This window comes from Buttiauxella sp. JUb87 (assembly GCF_004361975.1).
Lineage (GTDB): Bacteria > Pseudomonadota > Gammaproteobacteria > Enterobacterales > Enterobacteriaceae > Buttiauxella > Buttiauxella ferragutiae.
In genome coordinates this window covers 17,609-34,724 of sequence record NZ_SNVY01000004.1, presented here as the reverse complement: position 1 = coordinate 34,724, position 17,116 = coordinate 17,609, and the positions used below count along the sequence as shown (strand labels likewise).

Below are 17,116 nucleotides of genomic sequence, written 5' to 3'. Positions count from 1 at the left end.
CTGGAGTTACTCTTATATTCAAAAGGAATTGATTATTACAATTTGAGCTATTTCGTTTAATTATTGTTCCAGGTGGTTATTTAAAAAACTATTAAAGGTCATTTGCAGCGAAATTATCATGTGCGATGACCAGCGCACCGCGCTGTTATCGGGCACACTTTGCGGCATCCACACGGCCAGACCAAACAACACCATGCACAAGGCACGTTCCAGTTGATTACCTTTTTGCGGCCTGATGATGGGAAAGCGAAAGCGCCAACGGCAGGGCCAAAGGAGTGGGACACCCGCAGGAGTGAGCATATCTGCCAAAATATGGCTTAAGTAACCCAACACCATGCCTTGAAGGGCATCGGCGGGAATCACCCAACTTTCGGGGACTTTGAGATAGAACAGTGCAAGGCTTGCGAAGACGGCAAATAAGCTGTGGGTAAAGCCCCGATGGCCGCAGGCGCGGGCAATGGGTTTGGAAAACCACGGCAAGCGTTGACCGAGAAATGACTTTGGGTGGTCAATATCAGGCAGCAAACAGGTCAGGATGGCTGAAGGCACAATATGCCACCAGTCTCCTTGAGCAAGCACAGGCGTGAGTTCGGCGTTTTTAGCGAATACTGCACAGGCAATGGAAAAAAGAAGGTGACCTTCCGCCGTCATGATACTACCTGGATGAAAACTGTCGATTCATACAGTATAGGGTTTTTATACAGTAGACGGAAGAGGTGACGGCGTAACATTTTGCAACCGCCGGATTCCCCGGCGGCGTGTTGTTTAGCGGGCTAACCAGCCTCCGTCGACGGCAATGGTGTAACCGTTGACATAATCGGAAGCACTGGAGGCAAGAAACACCACCGGGCCTTGCAGATCGGCAGGAACACCCCAACGACCCGCGGGAATTCGCTCGAGGATTTCATGGCTGCGGACTTCATCATCACGCAGTTGTTGAGTGTTGTTGGTTGCCATGTATCCCGGCGCGATCGCGTTGACATTGATATTATGTTGCGCCCATTCATTTGCCAGCAGGCGCGTTATGCCAAGCACGGCACTTTTAGATGCGGTGTAAGACGGGACTCTGATACCGCCCTGGAAGGACAACATGGAGGCGATATTAATAATCTTGCCGCCAGTGCCTTGTTTAATGAACTGTTTTGCCACCGCCTGAGAGAGAAAGAATACTGATTTAATGTTCAGGTTCATTACGTCGTCCCAGTTTTTCTCGCTAAATTCCAGCGCATCTTCCCGGCGAATGGTGCCTGCGTTATTTACAAGGATATCTATTTTCCCCATTCCTGCCACGGCCTGCGCAATGATGTCAGGGATCGCGTCTTGTTGGCTTAAATCTGCCTGGATGGCGAGAAAACGGCGATCCAAATCTCGCACTTTTTGCGCCGTTTCATGCGGGATTTTGCGGTTTACGCTGACGATGTCACAACCAGCCTCGGCAAGGCCAATCGCCATTCCCTGACCCAGTCCTGTATCGCATCCCGTGACAACAGCGACTTTGCCTTGCAGATTAAAAGCATCGAGAATCATAGTTACTCCGGTATCCGGAAAAGCGCATTTGCGCGTGTCTGTAAAGAGTAGATACGGGAGGGGGGAAACTCAAATATTTTTGAAATACTGTTTTAAAAAATTAGATGTCGGTATGGTTTTGAGAATGATGCGGGGAGCCCCGCATCGTAATAAATTAGCCAATCAGGTGTTCGGCGCGTAATTCACTCAGCGAAGACAACTTCACATTTGCCAGGCTCCAGCGCACGTCGTCACGGTTTTCTTCTGCGGGAACCACAATAGAACGCATGCGTGCGGCTTTGGTGGCAACCATGCCATTCACGGAGTCTTCAAGCGTTACACAGGCGAGCGGGTCAACAGCCAATTTAGCAGCGGCATCCAGATAAACCTGCGGATGGGGCTTGCTGTAAGGCAGATGTTCTGCCGAGGCGATGGCATCAAACTGGGAACGTAAGTCGAACATTTCCAGCACACGCTCAAGCATATGCGCAGGTGAAGCAGACGCTAAACCCACTTTCAGACCTTGCGCTTTACATAAAGCGACAGCTTCACGCACACCAGGCAAAATCGGACGCGTCTCTTCAATCAGGGCAATGGCGCGAGTAATCACGCGGTTTGTCACTTCCTCACGAGATGGGCCGTTCCACGGTTGTTTGGCAAACCACAGGTCAACAACCAGGTCGATACGCAAACCCAGCGTGTCAGGGAGTTCAGAGCGGCGGGAAATATCCACACCAACGCTAGCCAACACTTCCAGCTCGGCTTTGTCCCATAATGGTTCAGAATCAATCAGTAAACCGTCCATATCAAAAATCGCAGCTAAAATTTGGCGAGTCACAGCCATGTTTCGACTCCTGTCGGTGTGCATTACAGTTAAGATTACTTATCAATAGCTGGAATTTTCGCTTGTTGCCACTGCTTTGTGAGAATCGCCCGTAAAGCTCAGGCGAAATCCCCCCGGAAGAGGTAAACTTTGTGCGTGTAAGTTACGTCTTTACTAAGTGTAAGGATATGGATTAAGAATAAAACCATTATAAAACAACTACATGCTTTCATTTGTATTAAGGTTAAGTATTTTGCGGTCCACAAAATGACCATGTGGGTAATGTTTTTTATTTCCAGTTAAGCACGTTCTATAGACGATGCTTGGTCAGTGTTCAGTAAATCTAAAAGATTAGGTGAAGTTGGTAGTCAGATCCTTAGATAGAAATTGACACACCCTTGCATGATAATAATGAAGACAAATTTCAACATAGGGGAAAATTCGTGTTAACACATTCATTTGAGGATTTAGCCCAGGCGTTCCGAGTATTGTTAGAATCGGAGTGGTCATGTCGAAGATTATTGGAAGTAGATAGAGCAGAAGCGATTGGAAATTTGGAATCAGGTTTGAACACACAGCTAAACGCGTTCCATAATATTTATGACAACATGCTTCAAAATGATATTGGCCCCATGTGGTATTTAGAACCACAGCTTTTGATGCTTTTAGTCATACGCAATGCCAGACATCACAACAAGGCGAACCGGATTCGTACGCTATATAATTTTCATCGGAATGTTGTCGAGAACCCGACAACTGTTAAAAACTATTTTTATGTGGATTTCCCTTCTCCCCCAGAAGAAGAAGGAGGCGACTGTTTTGATGTGCATATGTCATGGAGCGATATAGATAACATGCTTTCATTACCTCGCGCAGAATCTAGGTTAAGACCTGACGCTAGGGAGCGAATCCGTAATTATGTTAATGCAGATAAATTTGAAGAAGAGGCTACAAAATTAGGTTTCCAGAAAGAGGACATTTTTATAAATTACGTCCCATTATCTCTAAATGCAGGAATAGCATTGCATCCTCACGTAAATCAACATGTTAATGTGAATGAGGACTCTACAGAGGCACGGTTTTTCTTACATCATTTTGAGAAAACTCGTCCAGCAATTACAGATACGCATGAATATAGTGTCATTCCCTTCAAGTTACCGCCTAAAGATTAGACAATTTTCTCTTTAAACTATGCCCAGCCAATCATAATGGTCTGGGCTAAATTCCTAAAAGAACTTGGCCCGATTTTTCAGGGTGTGGCAGGACTGGAGAATCAACTTTTGGGGAAGCAATAGACCGTACAAACGTTTCATGCGTGATGAAAGTATGACCACAGTTAATATTTTGGCACTGGTTGAAACGCTCTTTTGTGTTAGTTGAAACCTGATAGCTGCTACGAGTGTGGGCAGCATGGCTACACAGCGGACAGTTCATCATTTTCCAGTACCTTAATCTTAAATATTTAAGATATCATAACCAAAATTGTCTTTTTGTTGTACTAAAACTAAAAAAATCATCATTCCATTTCTAAATCAGTAATTTTCACCTCAAGTTCCAGTGATGTCGTGAATCCGTTATCACTGATGCTGTTCGTCACTGTAGTGATAATCCAGTCAACTTCATCAATCTGACTTTTGAAACCGTTCACCCTTAAGGGTAATTCCGGGAATAAATCAGCGCGGCCTTTTGCGAGCTGAATTGAGAACGACGCCGCACCACGCTGAATGCGCTCCCATGTTGTTTTAGCTGCCCGCTCGGCGTTTGCCCGGTTCGCATAGGTCCGGCTTAATACCAGCACGTTTTCATCGGTACCCACCAGGTATTCACCTTGCTTAGGTTCCGGTGCACTGGTGGGTTTAGTGGTTGTTTTCTTGCGGTGGCGCTTCACCTTTACTTCGGGCTTTTGCTTTGGTTCTCGGGTATGTAACCAGCTTGCCGTAACCCCAGTATAAGCTCCACGGTCGGCCAGGCTGAAACGATGACCATCACCAACAGAACGGGTAATGGTCATTAGCGGTAGTGGTTTACCACTGGCCGTTTTTCCCTGACCCTGACGGATGAAAAGCAGATTGCCATTTTTGATGGCCGCTATGGCGCCATACTCTTTCGCCAGGCGCATCAGGAAACTACCGTCAGATTCATTGGTCTGGTCGAAATGTTCCACCGCCTGCGCTTCCAGTTCTTTACCCAGCGCTGCGGTGAGTTTATGGCGGGTGGCTATTTCATTCACCACCGCGCCAACGGTGGTTTCATGCCATGAACGCTCCCGCTTGATGTTCAGTGTTTCTCTGAAATCTGCACTGCGGGCGCGAACGGTTAACCTGTCCGGTGCGCCGCTGTGCTCTATCTCATCAACGGTAAATTTACCTTTTACGATTAATGGTTCATCCTTCCAGCCTAGCGCCAGCGACAACACCGCACCACGGCGTGGCAGCTGTAGCTGACCGTCAGTATCATCCAGTTCAAGATCCAGCTGGTCAGCTTCAAACCCCCGGTTATCGGTATGCGTCAACGAAATCAGGCGTTCTTCCAGTGAAGTGGTAATGTCCTTATCATCAAGCGTCACCCGAAAAGCGGGTATCAGGGCTGTGCCGGTCACAAAGCTATAATCAGTCATGACAACAGGCCTCCTGTCATATTTATTGCGCTATCTTTCAGTTCAGTGAGTTGCCCTGACATATCACCCAGCATGGAAGCCAGTGATTCATCTATACGTTTCAGGGTGACAGTAAATTCAATCTTCCTGGGCGCACCATCACTGAAAAACTCGCTTTTGGTCTGGCTGATGCTTTCGATCACATACATTCCATATATGGTTCCAGACCCTTCAATCAGCGGCCAGCCTTTACCCGTTGCAGCCATTAGTTGCAGAGTCAACATAGAAATGCTGCCGCCTGTAATGAATGGCATTAACACGCCTGAAAGTGTAATGGTGTCGGTATCCGGCCCCAGAAACTGCAACGTTGGGCGTAAACCCACCCGGCTGTTGCTGGCATGTCGCCATTGTTGCTGGTACTGCAATTCCTGATACGGCACCGTTTTCAGGGTAAAAACAAACATCCCCAGTGTCATCATCATGACTCAAAATCCCCCTGGTCTTTGAAACTACTGCGGGTACGTGCCGCCGCTTTGCGGTTATGCTCATCCAGCAGGCGAGCCACTTCACGGGCAATATCTGCCGGGCTTTGGCTGGGCGCTGGATGAATGTTAATAATGGCCGGCGGCGGGATTGCAGCCGCCGCTGTCGCACCGCTCTGTCGTGACGGCAGTACACTTTCACGATATTCCTGAACTGGCAGACTGAACGGGTGCAGTGGTTTTGCTGCAACAGGGGTTGCCAGGCTGCCAAATGCCAGTGCAGTGGCTCCGGCCAGCGCAGCTGTACGGCGGCGGCTGGTAATATTTGCCGGACCGTTCACCAGTTCCGGGCCATTTTCACCCACGATACCGAGCTGGCCACGCGGGATAAAACCGCCAGTGTCATACATTGGAATACCGGAAGGTCGCGCACTCCATGCTACAGGTGCACCCCCACCACCCACCATTGGCACATCAGGCAATTTCGCAGACGCGGCCTGTGCATTAACGATACCTAACTTTTCCAGTAACCAGGACACACCAGATTTGAGTGTCTCCAGTGGACTCATCACCATAGCCAGACCATCAGCAAGAAACTGACCAAACCGTTTACCCATGGCTGCGGCATTATCCAGTTCTGTGGCTGTTGACTTAACCGGTGTCAGCAAATCTGCGAACCAGCCAAACAGGGCTTTCACCTTATCGCCTAACCATCCAAACACGGGTTGTAGCGGCGCAAAAGCAACCATTATTGGAGCTGCGGCGGCCCTGAAGCCTTCAACCACGCCGCCGAGGAAAGCGGTGATAGGTTGCCAGTATTTCCAGATAACCAGTGCCACACCAGCCAGAGCGGCGACAACCAGACCGACAGGTGATAACAAAACCCCCATGACGCTACCGATAAACATCAAACCGGTGCGAACCAGGCTGAGTGGTGATAGCAGAAAAGACAACGCTCCGCGCATCAGAGTTAAAGGTGACTTTGCAAGCCATACCAGTCCATTGCCGAGCTTTCCCGCCGCTAACCCCAGCCCGCCAAATCCCGTTGCGGCGAGGCTGCCGACGCGTGAACGTAATGCTGACAATGATGTTACTGGGTTGCGGAATGCAGTAACGATTGCACTACCTGCATTTTCTGCCTGCTCTTTGAGTTTATTTAATGCTCCGCTTTTAAGTGAGTCTAAAATCCCACCCTCGTCTTCATCGTTGTTATCACCCAGCGAACTGATGGCGGTTTTTATTTTCTCTATCAAGGAAGCTGCATCGGTATTTTTCAGACTATCCATGAATGCCTGAATACCGCCACCGGCACCTGCAAGACCCGGTGCCAGTTTGGCAATTATTGTAGACAGTCCACCCAGTGATGGCAGTAATCGTGAGATACCACCACCGCCCAGAAACTTGAAACCGAACCGCATGATGGCAAGCGGCCCAAGGATGGCAGCAACGGCAAGCCCCAGCGCACCCAATGTTGTAGTAATGGCAGCAACAGCGGCGACCACTTTCATGATGGTGCCCGCCAGTTCTGGATTGCGTTCCACCCAGCCTCGGATAGTTCTCGTCACCTTCTGTACGCTAATCATGATTGCCATTAATTGCGGCCTCAGAGCTTCACCCAATCCGCTCATGGCGTTTTGGGTTCCTGCTTTGACCAGCATATATTGCGCAGACAGAGAGTCTTTATTAATGTCGGATTCTTTCTGCATGGAGCCTTTAGCACCGGATCCCTGTGTTAGCCCCAGTTGGCGGCGCAGCTCAGTAAGGTTGTTCGCCAGCTTAGTAGCATCATCGCCGTATTCTTTACCAAACAGTTGCGTGAGCAGTGGTGTCTGCTCTTCCGGCTTCAGTTTATTAACTTGTTCCAGCACCTGCATAATGGTGCCCATGGAATCGGTGACCATGGATTTCTGCAACTTGAGTGGATCAAGTTTTAACGTGGCTAGCCCTTCCTGAAAGCGCTTACCCTGAATAGATGCAATGGATAATTCACGCACCATGGCTTTTGCGGCACTGGCGGCCACTTCAGGTGCAGAACCTAACGTCAGGAATGTAGAACCGAGCGCAGCAGCTTTCTGATAGTCCAGACGGTTGGCGGTATCGCCCATTCGTTGCAGTACATCAATAATGTCCGCACCTTTTGACATGGCGTTATCATCCAGATAGTTGATAACGTCACCCAATTGCTCAATGTTACTGATGGGCACTTGATACAGCTGGGCAATCTTGCCGAGATTTTCAGCCAGCTGGTCTGCGGGTAATTCAAATGCCGTGGCCGCTTTCGCAGATGTGGAGGCAAAATCCAGCAGTTGTTTTTTCTGCTCGGCCCACGATGTCGCATTAGCGCCGATCCCCATGCGGGCACCACCTTCAACCAGCGCGGCATAATCCACTGCGCCGTTCTGCATCGGCAGTTGTTCGCTGGCTGTTTTAATGGCTGCCTGCATTTCATAAAATTGGGCTGTGCGGTTGCCGTTGTTATCGCGCAGGCCATTAACCTGTTTGGCTACTCCCTTCATGGCATCTTCAAGGCTGGCATAGTCTTTCACCGCTGACACGACCGGCACACCCATTGCCGCCCCCGCCCCCGTCATAGCAACACCTGCACCGGCTACACGGTCACGGACTTCCAGCGTTTTACTGTACTGGTTACGGGCATTGGTCATTTTACGCTGCTGCTCACCGGCACGTCTGAGCCGAGCTTCCTGCTCAGACAACTGGCGGTTATAGCGCTCGGTTTCACGGGTTATACGGGCGGTGGCGCTGGCGCCATCGTTTGCCGAAATACCAGCGCGGTAAAGCTCGGCACGCACCTGCGCGGTTTTAGTCTGGAGTTTGCCCTGACGTTCTTCCAGCCGCTGGACCGCAAGGCGCTGCTTTTCCAGTGCCAGCACCTGACGCTGTGAAGGTGGACCGGACGCGCCCAGTTCCTGATTCATCAGGCTGGCTTTCTGGCGGGCGTAGTTGAGGCGGTCACCCAACTTCTGGTTTTCTGCCTGGAGTTTTTTGAAGCCGTCGAGTTTGGCGCTGGTCTGGTTCAGCTGGGTTAAGGCATCACGGGATTTTTTGACCGACGCGGCCAGCTCCTGGGTGCTGGCACGTGCCTGTTTGAAAGGGCGGGTAAGTTTGTCGATGGCACTCATCACGACCTGCAAGCGCAGGTTACGGTCATTCATCTGTGGCGGCTCCGCTTCGCATAATGGCTTTGTGCCGCCACGCCAGAACCTCCGTCAGTGACATTTCACCGGTTACAGCGGGCGGCCAGTGAAAGATGGTGGCAATGTCAGCCACCAGGTCATCAACCGTCAGTTCTGTGGGGAATCCGACGTCACCGACTTCGGCAACAAAAAAGTGACTAACTCCACGGACAGCTGCAACAGGTCGGCAGGCTCCATCAGCATGATTTCGGTTTTGGTCAGTGTCGGCGTGGTGACACGGGGCAGCACAATCATCATGGAATCCACATCCATATCCATCAGCGCCTGCAAGCGCGTGCCGCGCAATGCGCCTGACTGCGGTTTGCGGACAATGATTTCAGTGATGGTGTTAGCGCCGCGCAGAAGCGGGTTATCCAGTTTGACGGTTGACTCAGTTTTTGGCAGTTCGGTGTTTTCGGTAGTGATAGCGTCGTCTTTCATGGTGTTATCCGGTTACGTAGAAAAAGGGTTCAGGCGCGGTAACCGCGCCTTTGATGATTACAGGCCAATGGCTGCGCGATGTTCTTCCAGCAGGTCCTTGCCGTCCACAATCCAGATCATGTTGATAAGGTCCACTTCATAGAGCACCTCACCATCAATGGTCAGTTTGGCGTAGGTGTTGGTGCCGGACACTTTGGTGGTAGAGCTGTCACCCTGTTTAAACTCACCGGAATCCAGTTCCTTATGTCGGCCACGGGTCACCAGCTCAAGCGCCTGAATTTCACCGGTATCATCACGTTGGATGGATGCGGTAAAACGCAGCATCACGCCATCAGCGGTGACGGTACCCATCTGCTTAAACAGCAGCGCTTCGGTACCACCAATGGTGAATTCTGTATCCAGTGCACCATCATCCAGACCCAGGCTGATATCCACTGCACCCGGCATCCCGCCGCCCCGGTACTTCTCAAATTTTTCCGTCAGTTTCGGCAGGGTCAGGGATTCCACAATCCCCACCCAGTTAATGCCTGCATTAAACAGGTTCAGATATTTAACTTTGCGTGGCAGTGCCATTTAATCCCCCTTAGCCTTTCGCCTGGCTGGTGAAGTCCATCAGATAGGAGTCGGTAATGCGCTGGCGTAACATCAGGTTTTCCAGCGGTGGAACCGGCGTGTAGTCATAATCAATGGTGAGTTTCCCGGCTTTCAGCGTGTCTTTGCTGTTGGCATCATCACTAATCCACGCCTGACCACCCAGCAGATAACCCTGGCTGACCAGTTCGCGCAGTTTGGCGTTGATACCTTCGATAATGTCGCGGGCCAGTGATGGGGTGAGTGTCTGGTCAATCGCCCAGAAATGGGCCTCGGCCATGGTATCTGCCAGCACCTGCGCAGTTCGGGTGTAACACTCAAACTGGAAAAGTGGATCAGCACTGAGCGTGCGCACACCCCAGAAGCGGAAACCGTCGCGGCGAATCAGCGTGGTCACATCTTTACCGTTGAGCAGACCGGCGTCGGTGTTCGGGTCCTGCAAATCCCAGAACACATCTTCGGAAATGCCGGTTACCCCCTGCACCGTGACGTTTGACAGGCACTTATGCCATCCGGTCTGCTCATCAATCAGCGCACGCAACCCCAATGCACGGGCGGTTGCCCACGCAATGGTTTCGGCGTTCTTTGCCGTATCCCAGTTGATGAAGTCAGGCCAGATAATCATGGCTTCACGGTCACCGAAATTATCGCGGTAGTTCATGGCCTCCACGAAATTGGCGCAATTCCATGCTGAAATGTAGGTAAATCCGCGCAGTTTTTTGGCGACAGAAATCAGTTCCGCTGCCACTGGCTGACTGTCCAGACCCGGCACACCCAGAATGCGCGGTTTCACGCCCAGTTTTTGCTGGGCGGTCAGCAGCGCTTTCAGCCCGGTGGGTGAACTGACGGCTGCCGATGCGGCGGTGCCATTTTTCACGACCGGCGTGTGTACAGTATCCAGACCCAGTAACGGGCCTAAATCGGTTTCACTGGTCACCGGCTGTGCGGCGGCCACTTTGGAGTTCACACCAGTGGATACAGACGTGACAATGAATTTCCCGGCTGACTGGTCCCACGATACGGTGGCTCCGGTCAGTTTGGCGGTTACCGCTGCGGCAACAGCGACAAGGTCAGCGGCACCGGAGAAATCCAGCCCGGTGACGTTTTTCAGTGCGCTATCAATGGTGATTTTCAGCGAGCCATTTTTGACCGCATTGAACCGGGCGATCAGTTTTTCATTTGAGGTCAGTGCGGGGCTGGTCAGCGTGCCGGAGGTGGCAGGGTTGCTACCATCAATCGCTGCACCCGTCACGGCTACCGGATTATGTGCGGCGTCCAGTCCCAGCAACGGACCGGCGTCGGTCACCACATTGACGGCCATGGCCACACCCAACATGGACGCAATGCCAGTTGATGCCGAGGACATGATAAAACTGGCCCCGTTCCAGGCCAGGGTGGCACCGGACAGTTTTGCCGTAATGGCAGCGGCAACTGCGGCCATGTTGGCGGCATCCGTTCCGGCAGCAATACCTGACAAATCAACATCCGCAAAGGTCTGCGTCTGGCCATCAACGCTGATTTTCAAAATGCCGCTTTTTACGGCTTTGAAGCTGGCAAGAATCAGTTCCTGCGGGGTCAATGCTGCACCAGTAAGTGAGGCTGATGTGGCTGGCGTGGCAACACCGGAAACCGCAGCACCAATCACATTACTGGTGGTTTCGGCAGCGTCCTGACCTTCTTCAACGCGCACCACAACAACAACCGGGCTGGTCTGGTCCGCAATGGCACTGAGGGCGTTATACAACGTGCCGCTGCGGCCTGCTTTTGCCATAGCGCTCTGGATATTGGTAATCAGTGCGACTTTATTTAACGGGAATGTTTCAGCGTCTGCATCTTCAGCGGTACAGACCAGACCGATGATGCCCGTTGAAATCGTGCGGATGGTGCGCGTACCTTCGTTAATCTCGGTGACGCGGGCACCATGATGATAATCTTGCATGTTGCAGCTCTCCTCATGAGGTTCTGCCACATCATGAAGTGAACGCAAACAACAGGCACTTTCCCGCCATTGTGTCAGCGCTCACACAACAGCCATAAAAAACGGCCCCACAATGGAGGCCGTCAGGCAATTCTACAAAAGGTTCCTATGCTGGTTTTCGAACCGTGCTGGATTAGCAGACTCGATGCCATGCAGCTAGTCAGGTTTTGTCACCCGCCATCGGTTGCATCATCTCCAGCCTGGCTGACATTTGATTTCGCTTCGTTAAGAAGCTTTAATGCTCTGGCCTTCCACTCTTCGCAATCGAATTCATAGTTATTGCTTTCAATCGCAGAGGTGAAAAAATCACCGTTTTCTATCAACTCATCGAGAAGAGCAATAAACTCATCGTTAAACTTTTTACTCATCACAACCTCGCGTAAGTTTCTGTCAGGTTATCAGTGGGAACTATTGCTGATGCCCAGCCGCTGACAATCATACATTATGTCTCGATTAAAGGTTCGTCTGGCAAGATTCCACAGGTAGTGGCACCTCTGGTTCAACCGAAGCAGCAAACTGATACTTGTCATCCTCATTGATGAACAATCCCAACAGCCTTTCGTTTAAGATTCTCTGCGAGGTACATCTGGTTAGATGATATTTCATTATTTTAGCGTCAAAGCCTGAATACACCACCTTATTACTGAACAGATGAAAATATAAAGCTGCATTCTTTTAAAGATTAGATTTAGCCAGCCAACTTTTGTATAATCACGCATCTAATTTTCAATGTAAAATGGAATCATTGTGAGCAAGCAAAGAAATACATCCTTGGATTTATTGAGAGTTATTTGTTGTTTTTTAGTTATTGGCATACATGTAACGCCGATGTTTGCGTGGTATGAAAACACAGGGGTCAGCCAGCTTGAAAATATTTTATCCTTACTTATTCAGGCGCTGGTTCGGGTTGGGCTTCCTGTTTTTTTCGTTATTAGCGGGATATTTTTACTTAATGAAAAAATAGATAACATCATCGTTTTCTATAAGAAAAGAATTTCAGCAATCATCATTCCATTTTTGGTGTATTCATTTTTACACTTCCTTGCCAATAAACTTCAGGATGGTACGAGTAATGTAAGTGACATCCCACTTACATATTTAAAAAACCTCACCAGTAGCACAGGTATTTCTGTGCATTTTTGGTTTGTATATTCTATGTTAGGGTTGTACTTGGTCGCTCCTTTGCTATCTCTTTTTGTATCGAAAATTGATTCAAGCAAAGCTATGTTCGCGATTGTTTTCTTGATTGCATTAAAGGCATATACGTTAAGCATAAAACCTTTTATACCTTTTATTGATGTGCCGGACTTTCCTGTGTGGTTGGTGTACTTTATGATTGGCGGACTACTTCATAAATTACCTGAAGTTAATAAACACTGGAGCCTTTTTGGGGTTTTTTCTGGCTATCTACTCACATGTATACTTGGTTACATGCAGCTTTATGGAATCAAGGGAGTAAAAATAAATTACCCTGTTTATGATGCAGGGTTAAATATGTTTATTTTTACAATCTCTTTATGCATTTTATTCAAAAATGAGTTCTTTAATGTCGGAGATAAAATAAAAAAAACAACACTATGGCTTTCTGCAAATACTTATGGTGTGTATTTAATTCATGTGCTAGTACTTCAGCAATTAACTAAGCATTTAGATACATCTTGGAGTGCTGAGCATATTGTCATTTATTCACTGTCGACTACCTCACTTGTTTTCATCATAGCAAATGGAGCTGCGTTCATTATCAATAAACTCATTTGTGACAAAGCCTTACGAATTATAAATGGGAACTCCAAACCCAAAACAATGATAGCTAAAAACACACCCAATTAGTGATTTTTTCTTATGATTGGTTGTAAAAACCACAACCATTGAGACTGAGCGGGTTTATGTAGTAAAAATATATTGGGTGCTATTAAATATCGTCAATAGCACCCAACATCGAAGACCTATTCAGCCCAATAATCTGGCAAGTTGACATTAGGGATATCGCTGACATCTATCGCTGTCACCGCATCGATATAATCCATAATGGTGTTTAATTTTACATTCTCTGCGTCAGTCAGTGTTCGCCCAGTTTGTAATTTCAGTTGTAGCACATTGATTGATTGCATTGCAGCGTTAATCAGAGATTGTTTTTTCACGTCAGCATGAGCGATTAATTGTTCCTGCGTCATGGGAGGTTCATCAATCCATGCCAGATTGCCATTCACCATACCAAGCATTTTCCCTAGTGGTTTATTTCCGCCATTGAATCTATTCGCATCCTCATCGGTAATATCAATACCGTCCATCGGCCACGTTCCCGCTGCAATATACTCACTGTAGAGGGTCAATTGATAAATAGCGTTTTCTGATGGGCTATATACACTACAGATTACCACTCCCATATTACCTCCCAATTGCCCTATAAAATAAGTTAAAGCCGCCAACACCTGACATTCGCGCCGTAAACCCAGTACGCAATGTCCCTACAGAGTTAACCCCGATAGCTGGCATAGTAGTAGTTGATATTTGCGCCTCTTGAATATCAGCAAATGTCAGAACAATTGATTCAACCCGACTAGGGAACGGAGTGGGAAATACCACGTCAGTTCCAGTAGCATTAGGCGAAAACCCAAAAACACCCCATTGCTCAATAACCCCATCCGGTCCCTTACGCCAGCCGGCACCAGTGATTAATGGCCCCCCACCACCACCTGTCCATGCCCCTGCAAATGAAGACATGTCCGGGATTTGATTCGCAGCCGTCCCCACATCACGCTGTGCTGCTGTTTTAAGTCCAAGGTATTGGAGAAGTCCTGCAACATCTTTCCCGCTGATATTAGTCAGCGTGGTGTCTTTGGGTTGTTTACCTGCCAGCGCGTTCGTCATCGTGGCGGCAAAATTCGCATCATTGCCCAGGGCATCGGCCAGTTCTTTGAGCGTATCGAGCGCCGCCGGTGAGGAGTTAACCAGCGAGGCAACGGCGGTCATGACAAATGCGGTGTTTGCCAGCTGTAACGTACTGGTGCCAGGAGCTGCGGTCGGCGCAGTGGGTAAACCGCTCAGTGCAGGACTGGCCAGCGGCGCTTTTGCGGCAAGTGCTGCCGTCATTGTGGCGGCAAAGTTAGCATCATTGCCCAGGGCGGCGGCCAGTTCGCCCAGCGTATCCAGCACGCCGGGAGCGGAGTTAATCAGGGAGGCAATCGCCGCCAGCACAAATTGGGTATTTGCCAGTTGCTGGTTATTTGTGCCAGGTGGCGCGGTGGGTGCAGTAGGCACACCACTCAGCGCGGGACTGGCCAGTGGAGCTTTGAGACTGGTCGCATCCATGACGGTTTTCACCGCTTTTGGTGTGGCGGCCTGTGTTTCAGAGGCGCTGTCCGTTGCGCTGTTAAGTTGCGTAAACCCCTTAGCTGTCAGTGTCGCATCGGGATGGTTGCGGGATTTGGCATGTTTATCAATTTCAGTATCGACATAGTCCTGTGTCGCCATCACGGTTGAGGTGTCCATGGTGATGGTGACCGCTGATACTTCACTGACCGCAATCACCATGCGAATGACCATCTTTCGACCGGCACCTTCACTTAATGACGGCTTGTAGGTTTCAGCCATATTGCCCACGGCCAGCAACGTACCCGCCGCATCATACAGCGCCATTTCACGCAGCCAGAAACCGCCGGTTTCCGGTGGAATAACCAGTTCGGCAATGATGTTTTTCGGGTCGCTGGCATCAATACTGGCTTTGTTGATAGAAGCACGGTGTACCTCATTAACCAGTTTGGTCTGCGCCGGGTTCGGTGTGGGCAAGGTGCCGCTGCCATCACCCACGGCCATTTTCGCAGTATTGTCCAGGACGATACTGCCGGTGCCCGCCAGCACGGCGGCAATTTTTGCCGCCCCTGCGGTGGTGATAATGGTTTTAAATTTCGCCATGATAGTTACCCTGGATAAACCGTAATAATGTCGCCGTCATAAATGATGCCGCCGGTGTACAGATAACCCGGCACCTCCTGGACGATGTTGATGGAGCAGTGACGACTGACGGGTCTGGCGTCACTGATGAGTCGGTCCATTTCGGTATTCATGCCCGGAGTCATGCCGCCATCAGGCACCCCGATGTCCAGCTCGAACGTGCCGGGCGTAGCGTTGTTTTCCCACCACTCCGTAATCCCGATAACCCGACCAAGTGGACCCACCGCACTGCGGATAGCAGCAAGCGTGCCTTTACGACGGTGAATAAAGAAAGCATCGCTGACGGCCTTGCGCTTGACGTTCTCAGTCCACGCCTCATCCCAGCGGTCAACCGAAAAAGCCCAGGCCAGATACGGCAGAAACTTCACCGGGCAGGTCTGCGGGTTCCACAAATCACGCAGCGGCACATCAAGCGTGCTGATGTCGCTACAGGCCTGCGCCAGCCGACGCTCAAGCGCTGACGACCCCGGCGGTAACAGGCTATTCATCGGTACCGCCGATGGTGACAGTGAAGGCGGTGCAGTAAGCGGCCTTAGATTTGTCCAGCACCACATCAGCAACTGGCGCGGTTTGCTCCACCCGCTGCACCCCTTCAACATGCAGTGCGCCGTAAATCGCCGACATGCGGATATCACGCCCCAGCCGGGACTGAGCTTTGATGTACGCCTGTAACCGTTCGATGGCCGCCGCTTTGATGGGTTCGGCTTCCGGCCCCGGATAGAGATAGAGCTTTGCCTCAATGGTGTAATTCACGATGGTGGCAGATTGCACCGTCACCCGGTCAGCCACCGGGCGCACGCTTTCATCATTGAGCGCCTTATTTACAGCGGCAATCAGGTCCGTGGATGCCGTGCCGTCACCTTCCCGCGACAGCACCGTGATGGTGACATTCGCCGGTGTCGGGCTGACAGCAGATGCATCAGCCACACGGCCATCGGCACTGCGGGCATGGAATTCATAGGCCGCAGACGGACCTGCAACACTCAGCCCCTCCATCGCCGCCGGAATACGCTGGCGTAAATCGCTGTCAGATTCCATAACGGCAGCAACCGGCGGTACCGCGTTCAGGTCCTCCGGGGTTATCACCAGACGCTGAACATTATTATTGGCGGCGAGCTGGTCGAGGTCAGACTTCATCGAGTACGCTACCATTACCGCCTGCGCGGCTTCATTGACGCGCTGGCGCAGCAGAATTTCACGGTAGGTATTTTCCTGTAACAGCTTCACCACCGGATCGGATTCCAGCGCCAGTGCACGGGTGACAGCGGCCTGTTCCTCTGTACCAGGTCCATTGAATCGGCCATCAGTGCAGCTCCTGAGATTCGTTTTCGTAGCGAGCGGCTTCACGGCGCAGAAGGTCTGCGGCTTCAACACCACTCATCCCTTCATTCAGAATGTGAACGGCCAGTGACTCCATCCGGATTGAAGCGTCCATTGCCCGGTCTTTGCGTTCTTCAACCTTTGCTTTGTTCAGCAATGAAACCAGTGCTGTTTGGTTAATTTCGAAATTGCGCTTTTCGATATTTCGCATTTGTCTTTCTCCTGAATTTG

19 protein-coding genes and 1 pseudogene are annotated in these 17,116 nt (G+C 50.3%); 2 read left to right on the top strand and 18 right to left on the bottom strand.

Translation table 11 applies throughout. The features are described 5' to 3' along the window. Nucleotides 1-60: 60 nt before the first annotated feature. The 3 genes from EC843_RS15980 to hxpB all read right to left on the bottom strand — a co-directional run bounded on the left by EC843_RS15980 (nucleotide 61) and on the right by hxpB (nucleotide 2,350). Complete coding sequence (locus EC843_RS15980; protein WP_064547550.1) at nucleotides 61-651, bottom strand: metal-dependent hydrolase; 591 nt, start codon at nucleotides 649-651, stop codon at nucleotides 61-63. A gap of 114 nt (nucleotides 652-765) precedes the next feature. After that, complete coding sequence (kduD, locus tag EC843_RS15975; protein ID WP_064547548.1) at nucleotides 766-1,527, bottom strand: 2-dehydro-3-deoxy-D-gluconate 5-dehydrogenase KduD; 762 nt, start codon at nucleotides 1,525-1,527, stop codon at nucleotides 766-768. Between the two features lie 154 nt (nucleotides 1,528-1,681). Continuing rightward, nucleotides 1,682-2,350 (bottom strand): hexitol phosphatase HxpB, encoded by a 669-nt coding sequence (gene hxpB / locus EC843_RS15970; protein WP_121815443.1) that lies wholly within the window; start codon nucleotides 2,348-2,350, stop codon nucleotides 1,682-1,684. A 422-nt stretch (nucleotides 2,351-2,772) separates the two neighbouring features. Between hxpB and EC843_RS15965 the strand changes: the two genes are divergently transcribed. After that, nucleotides 2,773-3,501, top strand: coding sequence for a hypothetical protein (locus EC843_RS15965; protein ID WP_133522587.1), 729 nt, complete (start codon nucleotides 2,773-2,775; stop codon nucleotides 3,499-3,501). 46 nt (nucleotides 3,502-3,547) lie between these two features. Here EC843_RS15965 and EC843_RS15960 read toward each other — a convergent pair whose 3' ends face one another. The 10 genes and pseudogenes from EC843_RS15960 to EC843_RS15920 all read right to left on the bottom strand — a co-directional run bounded on the left by EC843_RS15960 (nucleotide 3,548) and on the right by EC843_RS15920 (nucleotide 11,979). Then, nucleotides 3,548-3,766: an ogr/Delta-like zinc finger family protein gene (locus EC843_RS15960; protein ID WP_133522586.1), complete on the bottom strand. Its 219-nt coding sequence runs from the start codon at nucleotides 3,764-3,766 to the stop codon at nucleotides 3,548-3,550. Nucleotides 3,767-3,845: 79 nt separating this feature from the next. Further along, nucleotides 3,846-4,946 (bottom strand): phage late control D family protein, encoded by a 1,101-nt coding sequence (locus tag EC843_RS15955; RefSeq protein WP_133522585.1) that lies wholly within the window; start codon nucleotides 4,944-4,946, stop codon nucleotides 3,846-3,848. Then, complete coding sequence (locus EC843_RS15950; RefSeq protein WP_133522584.1) at nucleotides 4,943-5,407, bottom strand: phage tail protein; 465 nt, start codon at nucleotides 5,405-5,407, stop codon at nucleotides 4,943-4,945. Before EC843_RS15950 ends, EC843_RS15955 begins: the two co-directional genes overlap by 4 nt. Continuing rightward, on the bottom strand, nucleotides 5,404-8,580 hold the full coding sequence (locus EC843_RS15945) for a phage tail tape measure protein (protein ID WP_133522583.1): 3,177 nt from the start codon (nucleotides 8,578-8,580) through the stop codon (nucleotides 5,404-5,406). Before EC843_RS15945 ends, EC843_RS15950 begins: the two co-directional genes overlap by 4 nt. Next, complete coding sequence (locus tag EC843_RS15940) at nucleotides 8,573-8,695, bottom strand: GpE family phage tail protein (RefSeq protein WP_074388356.1); 123 nt, start codon at nucleotides 8,693-8,695, stop codon at nucleotides 8,573-8,575. Before EC843_RS15940 ends, EC843_RS15945 begins: the two co-directional genes overlap by 8 nt. A 14-nt stretch (nucleotides 8,696-8,709) precedes the next feature. Continuing rightward, nucleotides 8,710-9,042: a phage tail assembly protein gene (locus EC843_RS15935; RefSeq protein WP_133522582.1), complete on the bottom strand. Its 333-nt coding sequence runs from the start codon at nucleotides 9,040-9,042 to the stop codon at nucleotides 8,710-8,712. 57 nt (nucleotides 9,043-9,099) lie between these two features. Further along, nucleotides 9,100-9,615 (bottom strand): phage major tail tube protein, encoded by a 516-nt coding sequence (locus EC843_RS15930; RefSeq protein WP_133522581.1) that lies wholly within the window; start codon nucleotides 9,613-9,615, stop codon nucleotides 9,100-9,102. Nucleotides 9,616-9,625: 10 nt separating this feature from the next. Beyond that, a complete protein-coding gene (locus EC843_RS15925; protein ID WP_279535814.1) occupies nucleotides 9,626-10,885 on the bottom strand; it encodes a phage tail sheath subtilisin-like domain-containing protein in 1,260 nt (419 codons plus the stop codon). Then, nucleotides 10,886-11,572 (bottom strand): annotated as a pseudogene (locus EC843_RS24840) (DUF3383 family protein); the annotation flags it as partial. Nucleotides 11,573-11,781: 209 nt separating this feature from the next. Then, nucleotides 11,782-11,979: a hypothetical protein gene (locus EC843_RS15920; RefSeq protein WP_133522579.1), complete on the bottom strand. Its 198-nt coding sequence runs from the start codon at nucleotides 11,977-11,979 to the stop codon at nucleotides 11,782-11,784. Nucleotides 11,980-12,358: 379 nt separating this feature from the next. On the opposite strand from EC843_RS15920, the gene EC843_RS15915 reads away from it, so the two are divergent. Continuing rightward, nucleotides 12,359-13,441 (top strand): acyltransferase, encoded by a 1,083-nt coding sequence (locus EC843_RS15915; RefSeq protein WP_166642066.1) that lies wholly within the window; start codon nucleotides 12,359-12,361, stop codon nucleotides 13,439-13,441. 116 nt (nucleotides 13,442-13,557) lie between these two features. Here EC843_RS15915 and EC843_RS15910 read toward each other — a convergent pair whose 3' ends face one another. Genes EC843_RS15910 through EC843_RS15890 form a run of 5 tightly spaced genes read right to left on the bottom strand, consistent with a single transcriptional unit; the run spans nucleotide 13,558 to nucleotide 17,096 of the window. Beyond that, the gene (locus tag EC843_RS15910) at nucleotides 13,558-13,998 is read right to left on the bottom strand and encodes a tail fiber assembly protein (protein WP_133522577.1); all 441 of its coding nucleotides are present in this window, start codon (nucleotides 13,996-13,998) and stop codon (nucleotides 13,558-13,560) included. 1 nt (nucleotide 13,999) lies between these two features. After that, nucleotides 14,000-15,526 carry a phage tail protein gene (locus EC843_RS15905; RefSeq protein WP_243739149.1) on the bottom strand — a complete coding sequence of 509 codons (1,527 nt, stop codon included), beginning with the start codon at nucleotides 15,524-15,526 and terminating at the stop codon, nucleotides 14,000-14,002. 5 nt (nucleotides 15,527-15,531) lie between these two features. Continuing rightward, on the bottom strand, nucleotides 15,532-16,053 hold the full coding sequence (locus EC843_RS15900; protein WP_133522575.1) for a phage tail protein I: 522 nt from the start codon (nucleotides 16,051-16,053) through the stop codon (nucleotides 15,532-15,534). Further along, nucleotides 16,046-16,939 (bottom strand): baseplate J/gp47 family protein, encoded by an 894-nt coding sequence (locus EC843_RS15895; protein WP_243739148.1) that lies wholly within the window; start codon nucleotides 16,937-16,939, stop codon nucleotides 16,046-16,048. Before EC843_RS15895 ends, EC843_RS15900 begins: the two co-directional genes overlap by 8 nt. Continuing rightward, on the bottom strand, nucleotides 16,869-17,096 hold the full coding sequence (locus EC843_RS15890; RefSeq protein ID WP_133522573.1) for a DUF2732 family protein: 228 nt from the start codon (nucleotides 17,094-17,096) through the stop codon (nucleotides 16,869-16,871). The genes EC843_RS15895 and EC843_RS15890 overlap by 71 nt, the downstream gene beginning before the upstream one ends. Nucleotides 17,097-17,116: the final 20 nt, after the last annotated feature.

Bases quoted from the DNA above. Each gene is read 5' to 3' on its own strand.
- EC843_RS15930 (WP_133522581.1), bottom strand. From the start codon at position 9,615: ATGGCACTGCCACGCAAAGTTAAATATCTGAACCTGTTTAATGCAGGC.
- hxpB (WP_121815443.1), bottom strand. From the start codon at position 2,350: ATGGCTGTGACTCGCCAAATTTTAGCTGCGATTTTTGATATGGACGGT.
- EC843_RS15960 (WP_133522586.1), bottom strand. From the start codon at position 3,766: ATGATGAACTGTCCGCTGTGTAGCCATGCTGCCCACACTCGTAGCAGC.
- EC843_RS15935 (WP_133522582.1), bottom strand. From the start codon at position 9,042: ATGAAAGACGACGCTATCACTACCGAAAACACCGAACTGCCAAAAACT.
- EC843_RS15945 (WP_133522583.1), bottom strand. From the start codon at position 8,580: ATGAATGACCGTAACCTGCGCTTGCAGGTCGTGATGAGTGCCATCGAC.
- EC843_RS15950 (WP_133522584.1), bottom strand. From the start codon at position 5,407: ATGATGATGACACTGGGGATGTTTGTTTTTACCCTGAAAACGGTGCCG.
- kduD (WP_064547548.1), bottom strand. From the start codon at position 1,527: ATGATTCTCGATGCTTTTAATCTGCAAGGCAAAGTCGCTGTTGTCACG.
- EC843_RS15980 (WP_064547550.1), bottom strand. From the start codon at position 651: ATGACGGCGGAAGGTCACCTTCTTTTTTCCATTGCCTGTGCAGTATTC.
- EC843_RS15900 (WP_133522575.1), bottom strand. From the start codon at position 16,053: ATGAATAGCCTGTTACCGCCGGGGTCGTCAGCGCTTGAGCGTCGGCTG.
- EC843_RS15905 (WP_243739149.1), bottom strand. From the start codon at position 15,526: ATGGCGAAATTTAAAACCATTATCACCACCGCAGGGGCGGCAAAAATT.
- EC843_RS15890 (WP_133522573.1), bottom strand. From the start codon at position 17,096: ATGCGAAATATCGAAAAGCGCAATTTCGAAATTAACCAAACAGCACTG.
- EC843_RS15910 (WP_133522577.1), bottom strand. From the start codon at position 13,998: ATGGGAGTGGTAATCTGTAGTGTATATAGCCCATCAGAAAACGCTATT.
- EC843_RS15920 (WP_133522579.1), bottom strand. From the start codon at position 11,979: ATGAGTAAAAAGTTTAACGATGAGTTTATTGCTCTTCTCGATGAGTTG.
- EC843_RS15955 (WP_133522585.1), bottom strand. From the start codon at position 4,946: ATGACTGATTATAGCTTTGTGACCGGCACAGCCCTGATACCCGCTTTT.